Origin of the sequence: Stenotrophomonas sp. HMWF003 (assembly GCF_003061285.1) — a bacterium.
Classification (GTDB): Bacteria; Pseudomonadota; Gammaproteobacteria; order Xanthomonadales; family Xanthomonadaceae; genus Stenotrophomonas; species Stenotrophomonas maltophilia_AP.
The window spans coordinates 1-8,311 of the sequence record NZ_QAIW01000124.1; the positions used below are offsets into that span (position 1 = coordinate 1).

At 63.4% G+C, this 8,311-nt stretch carries 14 protein-coding genes; 5 read left to right on the forward strand and 9 right to left on the reverse strand.

Annotation, left to right across the window (positions count from 1 at the left end):
• A partial coding sequence (locus DBR34_RS21630) for a hypothetical protein (RefSeq protein WP_219928212.1) occupies nucleotides 1-224 on the forward strand: 224 nt, incomplete at its 5' end.
• Between the two features lie 53 nt (nucleotides 225-277).
• On the opposite strand, the gene DBR34_RS04795 is transcribed toward DBR34_RS21630, so the two are convergent.
• From DBR34_RS04795 to DBR34_RS04830, 8 genes are all read right to left on the reverse strand, one after another.
• Nucleotides 278-1,588: a phage major capsid protein gene (locus tag DBR34_RS04795; RefSeq protein ID WP_128095920.1), complete on the reverse strand. Its 1,311-nt coding sequence runs from the start codon at nucleotides 1,586-1,588 to the stop codon at nucleotides 278-280.
• Between the two features lie 89 nt (nucleotides 1,589-1,677).
• Nucleotides 1,678-1,920, reverse strand: coding sequence for a hypothetical protein (locus DBR34_RS21210; RefSeq protein ID WP_181393901.1), 243 nt, complete (start codon nucleotides 1,918-1,920; stop codon nucleotides 1,678-1,680).
• On the reverse strand, nucleotides 1,917-2,186 hold the full coding sequence (locus DBR34_RS04805) for a hypothetical protein (protein ID WP_128095921.1): 270 nt from the start codon (nucleotides 2,184-2,186) through the stop codon (nucleotides 1,917-1,919). The genes DBR34_RS21210 and DBR34_RS04805 overlap by 4 nt, the downstream gene beginning before the upstream one ends.
• Nucleotides 2,183-2,380 carry a hypothetical protein gene (locus DBR34_RS04810; protein WP_128095922.1) on the reverse strand — a complete coding sequence of 66 codons (198 nt, stop codon included), beginning with the start codon at nucleotides 2,378-2,380 and terminating at the stop codon, nucleotides 2,183-2,185. Before DBR34_RS04810 ends, DBR34_RS04805 begins: the two co-directional genes overlap by 4 nt.
• 406 nt (nucleotides 2,381-2,786) lie before the next feature.
• Entirely contained in the window at nucleotides 2,787-3,203 is a 417-nt protein-coding gene (locus DBR34_RS04815) for a hypothetical protein (RefSeq protein WP_181393902.1), read from the reverse strand.
• A 508-nt stretch (nucleotides 3,204-3,711) separates the two neighbouring features.
• A complete protein-coding gene (locus tag DBR34_RS04820) occupies nucleotides 3,712-3,972 on the reverse strand; it encodes a hypothetical protein (protein ID WP_128095923.1) in 261 nt (86 codons plus the stop codon).
• Nucleotides 3,972-4,331 (reverse strand): S24 family peptidase, encoded by a 360-nt coding sequence (locus tag DBR34_RS04825; RefSeq protein ID WP_128095924.1) that lies wholly within the window; start codon nucleotides 4,329-4,331, stop codon nucleotides 3,972-3,974. The genes DBR34_RS04820 and DBR34_RS04825 overlap by 1 nt, the downstream gene beginning before the upstream one ends.
• 79 nt (nucleotides 4,332-4,410) lie before the next feature.
• A complete protein-coding gene (locus DBR34_RS04830) occupies nucleotides 4,411-4,635 on the reverse strand; it encodes a DNA-binding protein (RefSeq protein WP_128095925.1) in 225 nt (74 codons plus the stop codon).
• 81 nt (nucleotides 4,636-4,716) lie between these two features.
• Here DBR34_RS04830 and DBR34_RS04835 point away from each other — a divergent pair, with 81 nt between their 5' ends.
• Nucleotides 4,717-5,313, forward strand: a complete 597-nt coding sequence (locus DBR34_RS04835; RefSeq protein ID WP_128095926.1) for a hypothetical protein — start codon at nucleotides 4,717-4,719, stop codon at nucleotides 5,311-5,313.
• A gap of 35 nt (nucleotides 5,314-5,348) precedes the next feature.
• Here DBR34_RS04835 and DBR34_RS04840 read toward each other — a convergent pair whose 3' ends face one another.
• On the reverse strand, nucleotides 5,349-6,527 hold the full coding sequence (locus tag DBR34_RS04840; protein WP_128095927.1) for an integrase family protein: 1,179 nt from the start codon (nucleotides 6,525-6,527) through the stop codon (nucleotides 5,349-5,351).
• Nucleotides 6,528-7,309: 782 nt separating this feature from the next.
• Here DBR34_RS04840 and DBR34_RS04845 point away from each other — a divergent pair.
• From DBR34_RS04845 to DBR34_RS04855, 3 genes are all read left to right on the forward strand, one after another.
• Complete coding sequence (locus tag DBR34_RS04845) at nucleotides 7,310-7,687, forward strand: hypothetical protein (protein ID WP_128095928.1); 378 nt, start codon at nucleotides 7,310-7,312, stop codon at nucleotides 7,685-7,687.
• A gap of 87 nt (nucleotides 7,688-7,774) precedes the next feature.
• Entirely contained in the window at nucleotides 7,775-8,071 is a 297-nt protein-coding gene (locus DBR34_RS04850; protein ID WP_219928213.1) for a hypothetical protein, read from the forward strand.
• A gap of 14 nt (nucleotides 8,072-8,085) precedes the next feature.
• Nucleotides 8,086-8,311 (forward strand): hypothetical protein (locus DBR34_RS04855; RefSeq protein ID WP_146186769.1); only part of this gene is annotated, 226 nt, incomplete at its 3' end.

The following is an 8,311-nucleotide window of genomic DNA, read 5'->3' on the forward strand; positions in this document are numbered from 1 at the left end:
CCGTTGGCGAAGCCGCCAATGTTGGCGATCACGTCTATCGAAAGGCTGCCGAGGGATCGACGGGACATATATGGGCTCCTGCCGAGCCCCTGGCCCGGCCTTGGGCGGTGGCCGCTGGGGCCGCCGGGCAGGATGGCGAAATGCGCACCCCGAAAAAATGGTTTTTCTCAACTGACGGTGTAAAAAAACATCTGGCGACACGGTCAGGAGGACAAAGGGCCTGAACTTTCGGCCCGCCCCTCCCCATTCAGGTCTGGGCGGGCCGATGGTCAGGGCCTCACGGCGTGATGGGCGGCAGTTCGAACTTGAGCACCGCAGCGGTGTCGAGCACCTCCAGACCGGCGCGCAGCTCGCCCAGGATGGCGACCAGGTTGCGAACGAAGTAGTCAGCATGCGTGTTGCTCAGCACCACGCTGATCTGCTCACGATCCAGAACGGTCACCAGCGACGTGTCGACGGTAAGTACCTTCCGCGCCGGCATGGCTGCCGTGGCGACGATGGTGGTGTTCCACAGCGAGGGCGGCGCAGGGGAAGTGGGGCTGCCGAACACGTACTCATCGTCGGTGTCGTTCTTCCGGGTGATCTGCAGGCGGAACCAGTCGAGCGGGTTCATCAGCACCAGGTTGGGGGCGTAGCCGTTGTTAGCCATGGCGACCAAGCCCTCACCGATGATGTCTGCCGGTGTCTCCCCGATAGCGGGGACCATGGGCATTGCCTGGTTGAGCAGGCCGTTTATCTTTCCCTGGCCGCCGACGCCATTGATGATCCGGTCCTCAAGACGCGCGAGCACCTTGTGTCGGATCACGCGGTCGATCTGCGATTGCAATGCCGGCGCGTCCGACAGCACCTGCTTGGAGGCAGCCGTCCACCCGGCGATGGTGACAATTTCCGCACGCTCCGATGTGCCTTCGAACGCCAGCTCCGCCTTCGTATCGCCTTCATGCTCCTGCTCGGCAGCATCACCGGTGCCAGTAAACTGGATGAATTCCACCGCATCGCTGCTGGTCGGGCGACTGGGCAGCACGTCCAGCAGGCGCAGGGGCGGCAGCACCTGACCGATGAAGCCCCGCCGTTCAGGCTGGCTCGGAACGCCGGTGTCGCCCGCGTTCCCCTTACCTCCGTTGGTCAGGGCCGCCTTGATGGAGGCATCGATGTTCGCTCGGGATGCGAATTGGCCAATCTTCATTTTCCGCGCAGCCTGGTCGCGGGCTGTGTCGAACGCCGCATCCTCGCGCATCGCAGTTGCAGCGCGCGTTCCCACGCTCTCCTGGTCAGCGTGGGAGTAGTGACCGTGGCCCTGAGTGTCAATCTTCGCCACAATCTGCTCGACAGACTGCAGGCGCGCGGCCACTTCTGCGGCCTGCTGCTCGGTACTTTCCTTGTACGCCTTGAGGTTACTGCCCAGCTCGCGAAGGCTGGCGTTGATTTCCTGACTCATTTGCGGGTTTCTCCCTTCCTGTTCGTTGTGACGCGCATGCATGCGCGCTCTGGCTTTCAACACGGCAGCTACGTCATCGGCTGGAATGCCGTGCTGCCGTAGAGCTCGCTCAAGATGCCCATTCGTGATGCTGGTATGGTCTTCTTCCATCGCCGCCGCCTGTCTCGCTTGTGCGTGTGTAGTTCAACGCAGCGCGCGGATGGGCGATATGCTTTCGTAACGCGGCGCTGGGCCTTTCGTTACGCGACGCGGTGGGATTCGTCGGACCAGTCGGTCTCTGCTTCCACGGCAAACTCAGCTTTCAGCAGTTCGATCCCGACCATGACGTTCACAATGGCGCGGACGCGCGCGCCCTTCTGTCGGCACCGATCGCTGCAGTAGCGCCGTGGCCGGCCGGTCCGCCGAACAGGCAGTGCAGCACCGCAGACCTCGCATTGCGGCGAGGCCGAGGCAATCTGGCGCTGGCGCGCCGCGTGGCTCAATGCTGGTGCGCTCCGCCTGCGCCCGGAATCGTCATGATCCGCTTCATCTGCTGGTAGTCGTCAATGGTTGCCCACCAAATCGAAGGTGCTGCCGGATTCATCTCCCAGGTCAGGACCATGCGCTCGCCGCTTTGGAGCACCTGCGCGACCTTTGCCGCGATCACAGGATCCTGTTCCTGCAGCTTGGCGAGCATTGCATCGGCGAGTTCAGCGGCGGCAGCGTTGAAGGCTTGCGCGGTGCTGGCAATCTTCTGATCGGTGTTCATTTCTCGTCTCTCTTGGCGGTTGCGGACTTCCAGGCGATGTCTGCTCGCACGTGCAGCGGCAGCTTCGTCCAGCGTTGGTTCTGCGGTAGGCGGTTGGCCACCTGTTCGGCTTCCTGCTTCGGGCTGCCAGCGCGCATCAACTGCTTTGCCAGCGCGCGTTTGGTCAGCGCCACCTTCAGGGTTTCGTTGGTCATGCGATCCTCGTGGTGTAGGTGTGCAGCGGGCGCAGGTGGTGAACGTCGTGCACCACCTGCGCGGGGTGCAGGGGGTGCGCCCCGTGCCGATCTGTCACCCGTGACGTGGTGTCACCCGTGTGCAGCGCGCGGGTTCCGTGCGGTCCCGGTGGCCAGCAGTACGGATCGTCGCCACCGGCCAGGTCAAAGGGTGCAATCTGCGACATGTTCGAAGGGTGCAATCTGTGCAGTGGGGCCGTGGTGGTGCGCGAGCCCTGTAAGCGGTAAATCCACAGCGCAGGAGCAACAGCGCCAAGCGTCCGCTGCGCTCCCGCCTGGTAGATATATATAAAGGGGCACCCTGAGGGGGCCAAAAAACGGCACAAAACGGTGTTTATGGCCCCCTGAGGGGTGCAAAAGACTTTGGTCATGCTGCTTTTGGCCCCCTGAAGGGTGCAATGTGGTCCCCTGCGGGGGCTACAGATTGCGTTTCGTTTTGGCCCCCTGAAGGGACTACAGATCGCGTTTTCCGCCAGTCGTTGCGCGGCGGCCCAGGCAGCAGCTCCAGCGACTTCCCAGGACAGGTATCGATGCCGTACCAGGTGAGCGCATAGAGATTGCAGAGCTTTCTGTTGCCATGCCGCGTCTGCACGATGAACCCGGCGTTCTCCAGCTGGGCGAGCAGTTCCCCGAGCTTGCTGGTGGCGCACACGCCGGCCGCTGCCACCATCGCCTTGGTGGCGCTGAGGTCGCCGTTGTTGCGGCCGTTGTACTGAGCAGCCAGGAACATCAGCATCTTCAGCGCGCCGCCACCAAGGGCGTAGAACGCCGGCGACTGGATCATGGGGTGGGGAAGTCGAACGAATGTGTCGCTTGACCGCCGCCCTGTGTGCTTCGCCCTCTGACGCTCAGGGATGCGCTTGCGGTACTCATCGCCCATCGCGCTCACTCTGGCTCTGCGCCCCCACGATGCTCCGCACAGCTTGGAACCAGCCCTGTCCAGCGCGCGAGGCGCGGGCAAGCACCCACTCCCTGACGCGCGCCTCAGGCGGCCGGCCGCGGTGGTCCAGAGCGCACGATCCGCACAGCACGTAGGGTAGGGACGCCCACCCGTACTCACGCTCTACGCGGCTATAGGTGCCGAACACCGGCAATAGCGGCTTGCCGCAGCAATCGCACGCAATGGGGTCAACGGGGATGCGGGAGGCGATCATGGGGCGAATCCCATGCCCGGCCCCACTGGCAGCGCGCGCGGGGAGAGGACATCGCCCGGGCTGGTCTGCTCCGGTGCGCCGCTGTCGCCAATAGCCATAGGCTGGAAGTGATGCTCCCTTGGGCTCCGTGTCCGCATGTCAGGCTTCCAGCGTTGAGTTCAGCGCGCGATCCAGCACCACCACCACCTGAGTGAACTGCTCCTGCGTCAGACGGGCCTGTTCTGCGAATGCACGGTGTTCCTCCGCCCGAGCCACGAAGTTCGCGCGAACCTGCTGCAGATGAGCGCGGCCGGCCGGCTGGCTTGCGAGGTGGGCGAGGACCTCGGGGGGCCAGGAACGCACCATCTTCAGCGTCCGGTCCATGACCTCGCTGGGGGTTTCCTGCGGGGTCTTGTCCATCAGCCGACCCTCCGCGTGGTGGTCGCATGGGTCACCATCCCCAGGAACACCAACATCTCGCGGGGAACCGGATAGGCGGCGTGGGGCTGGCTGCGGGTGAAGACGAACAGGCCGCCAGTGCGGGCTTGGACGAAGCGGATCAACTGCTGGCCGCCAATTTCCACGGCGTAGCAGGCGTCGCCGTAGAAGAAGTTGCGGCTGAGGTCGACGTGCAGCACATCGCCGGGCTGGTAGTTGGGGGCGTTCAAGCTGTCCGTGACCTGGACAAGGCCCCAGCGCGCGGTGTCAGAAAAATCCGGGGCGGGGGTGAGGGGTTCCCCGATTGCGGCCGGCCGGGCGTGGTGTAGGATATGGCTCATGGTCAGGTCGTTCCTTGCAAGGGTTCGGTCAAGACTTCGGCGGCTCGGATGGGTAGGACCATCCGGGCCGTTTCTTTTTTCAGGCGGCCGCGGCATTGCGCTTGCCCTCTGTTGAGGCCCTCTCCATGGCTTGCTGGCACTCCACCAGTGCCACGTGGCTGCACAGCCTGCGCTTGCCGTCCTTGTAGGTCCGGAGCATGCCGCCGTTGATGAGCTGGTATCCCCTGGTGCGTGACACCCCAAGCTGATCGAAAGCCACCTCAATGGGGTAGGCCAATTTGGGTTTCGTTGCATCCTGTGACATAGTTGCGCTCTAGATGAATGGGTTAAGTAGGTTGTGTGCTCACAAACCTACTGAACGTCATTAGACACACCGGGATATGTCATGTCAACAGCCAAGAACAAAGGCGGCCGCCCGCCGCGTGCGCCGGGGGAAAAGCTGCAACGGATCAACCTGACACTACGGCCGAGCCTTCTCTTTGGCTTGGAAGTGGTCGCACGGGACAGACGAACTTCGCTTAGCCAAGCAGCTGAGTACCTGATCGAACAGCAGTTTCGCGAGTACGAAGTCGACGGGGTCAAGGCTTCAAAGGTGGTCGCCGGTGTCGTCGAGGTCTTCGCGGACAACCTTCAAAAAGGCAATCCCCTTGCAATCAATGCAAGCGCCCCTGAGCAACTTGCATCTCTAGTGCTTTCCTCGCCTGTTGGCCGGTCGTTCTTCATGCCTGAATCGCTACTGTCCCCTTCTGAGCGCTACTTCAAGGCGGTCTATGGGGAACTCCTGGCGCGCGCGAGCAGTTCAGACGAAAGCGGTGCCGTTACGTCGAACATGGTCGTGCTGAACGCCCTTGCGAACCCAGAACTACTGGAGCACTTCAACGAAAAGGCAAAGGCTGGGGAGCAGCGGGGTCTTTCGCCCGCAGAGGTGGCTGAGGAAATTCAGAAGGAACTGGCCTCGGAAATAGCCGCGACAGATCCCTGATTGGCGAGCAAGCCATGGTGCATTTTTGCGCTTTGCTACAGGAACTGCACCTGCGCCAGCTTGTCGCGCGCGGCGCCCTGCACCAGGTGCCCGTAGTGCTTCTCGATCATCGCCAGTGACGTGCCGGCCAGCTTAGCCACGGTCAGTAGGTCCATGCCGCCCACGATGGCGTCCGTGATCCAGCAGTGCCGCAGGGTGTAGAGCGTGACACCGGCGGGCAGCCCAGCGCGCGCAGCGGCCTCCCTGACGGGATCACTCCAAGCGTCAGCCGTCCATGCCTTCCCACCTTCCTGGGTGAACATGTGGGTCTTGGGGAGCTTCCCCTTGGCCAGCCGGTCAAACATGGCGCCGGCGGCGGGGGAGAGCGGAATCTTGCGGTCGTGGTCCTTGCTTCGGAAACGCACACTGGCCGTTCGGCCGTCATAGTCCGCCCGCAGGCAGATAGCGGGATCCCCCGGCCTGCACCCTGTGAGGGCGACGCACTCGATCAGGTCACGCACCGGCCCCACGGCGGCATCCAGCAGCGCGCGGCGCTGCTCACGCTCCAGGTACAGCCCACGGCGCTGGCTGGCGTCCTTCAGGGGCTTCACCGAGTTCCATTCGAACGCCACGTCGGGTGAAGCCTTGCGGCGGGCCACAGCGTGATTCAGGGCGGCCACCAGCACCGTGCGCATGCGGTTGACGCTGGACTTGGCCAGGGGCTTCGCCACTGGTGGCCGGCCGCGCTTCACCGGCAGCGGGGGCAGGTCACCTTTCTCCACGCGATCGCGCCAGGCCTCGATATGATCCTGGTGCAGGTCCGTCAATCGCACCTTGCCCAGCTTGTCGGCGTAGAGGCAACGCTCAAACCGGCGTTTGGCATCATCCGACGCCTTCTTGCGTCCGTCCTTCTCCAGGGCAGTCACGTAGTCGCTGCAGGCGTCTGCCACGGTGGTGTCGGCCTTTGGCTTTACCACCGACAGCGGCGCACCGTGCTGGTCTGTCTCCGCGAGGACAGCGCGCGCCCTGGTCCGTGCCGCGTCCACTGTGACCCCTGGCCACTTCCCCAGCGCGCGGGTGCTGGTGCGGCTCCACTGGACATTCCAGCTCTTGACCCCTGACGGCTGCACGCGAAGGTGCAACTGCGGGACCAGCGTGTCCCAGATGCGGTAGGGCGTTGCCTCGGGCTTGGCTGCTTCGACGGTGGACGGATTGAGTCGCTTAGACTGCTTCATGGTGGGCCGTAACTGCGCTGTAACTGCAAAATGCAGTGTGCAGCCAAATCCAACGGGACGCAATGAGACTAGAAAACAAGGCTCAATGGGTCGATCCCTTGTGCCGCAAGGCCATATCTCGTCCTTCACACGGCAAGGGTCGCAGGTTCGAACCCTGCACCGCCCACCACGATTCAGTCGAAAAAGCCTCCGGAAACGGGGGCTTTTTTGTTGGCTTCGCTCGACCCTGCAATGTGTGGGCCATCTTCTTCCATGCGCAGGGGAGTAACACCCGCCCCCGGTCAACGCGTTCACTGCCTGGCAGTCAAATACGCGTCGTCGGCCAAGTCGAGCGCGGGGAGTTGGCCTGACACGCAGGCTCGATAGCGTGATTGGATTCCAAGGTAAAGAAGGGCGCGCTGCTGTCGATCATTCTCCTGCCTGCTTGGCAGGACAGGCAGGCGGGGCATCCGCACTGCCCATGGCGATGTCATCCAGACGTGGTCCTGCCCAGGCGCTCGCGTCATGGCATTGGACCAGGAACGGCGGATGCGAAATCGAGCGACGCTCAGCATCGCTCGCACACCCCGACCGAATCACCTGGACGGAGAACTTCTCAACCAACTTCCGCCTGCCCCGGCTTGCTGTTAGGATCCGGAAAAATGAACAATTCATTCAGGCATCCACGTATCGGCTGAATAGCCCGCACATAGGAAGGGGACAGCAATGAAGCTCTGTTCGACAGGAACGTCAGGCTACGAAGAAATGCTCTTGCTGCCCCGGCTGTTTCCCACGGGTACACGATGAGCCCGGCCGTTCGATTCTGGATGTATCTGGGAAGCCATCTCGGATTCTGTGCGGTCATCGCCTCGCTGCTTGCCCCGTTTGTGGGGGCATTCGTGAAAGCACTCGCTGATCAACCGGAGCTGTGCGCCAAGAGCGCCGCGATCGCCCCCCTCGGCACGGCGTTCGGTTTCTGCGGCATCGCCTTGCTTCTTGTCGGGGTATGGGGTGTCACCGGAGAGCTGTTGGGGTTGATGAGGTTCTACGACCGCAAAGGCGCAGACCGTGGTGAGGCACAGGCGACCCACCGCAAGGCCTTGCTGGTGGCAGTGGCTGCATTGTCGTGGGGGGCGTTGATCTCATTGATTGCCCTTTTTTCGCTGATACCGACTGCTTAGCCGCATGGCCAGACCGGCGCGTGCCGGCGGCCGGGTTGCGATAAGGTGGCACCTCGAGTCTTTCTGCCCGTCGTCCTGGAGACGCGCATGACCACCGCTCCAATGGATGCCACGTCTGACACCCCGGCTGATTACAGCGATGCGCTGTACCGGGTGTACCTGGAAGTAGGGGAGACGGACTTCACCGCGCGTGATGCCATCACCGCGTTCCTGGTCGAGCGCAGTACCGATCACCCCGCCTTCCACTTCGTCCCCGGGGCGCTGCGCGCCCGTGACCATGGGTACGAACTGCAACTGCCGATGCAGTTGATTCCCGAGGTGGTGCGTGCGCTGGCGGTCGCCAATATCGCGGTCTACCAGGTCCGGCGGCTCGGGCCGGCCTGATGCACCACCATGCCATGCAGACCACCAGGCCCCGCGTGCGCCGTGCGCTGCGTGCCGGTGGGTTCCTGCCTGCGCTGCTCTGCATGCCGCTGCCGGCGCTGGCATCCGATCCGGCGGGCATGCTGACCGTCTTCGTCGGCATGCCGATACTGGCGGTCGCTGTTGTGGTCCTGGGTGTGCTGGCACTGTTTCGACGACATGCCTGGGGACGCGGATTGGGCACCTTGGTCGGCGCATGCG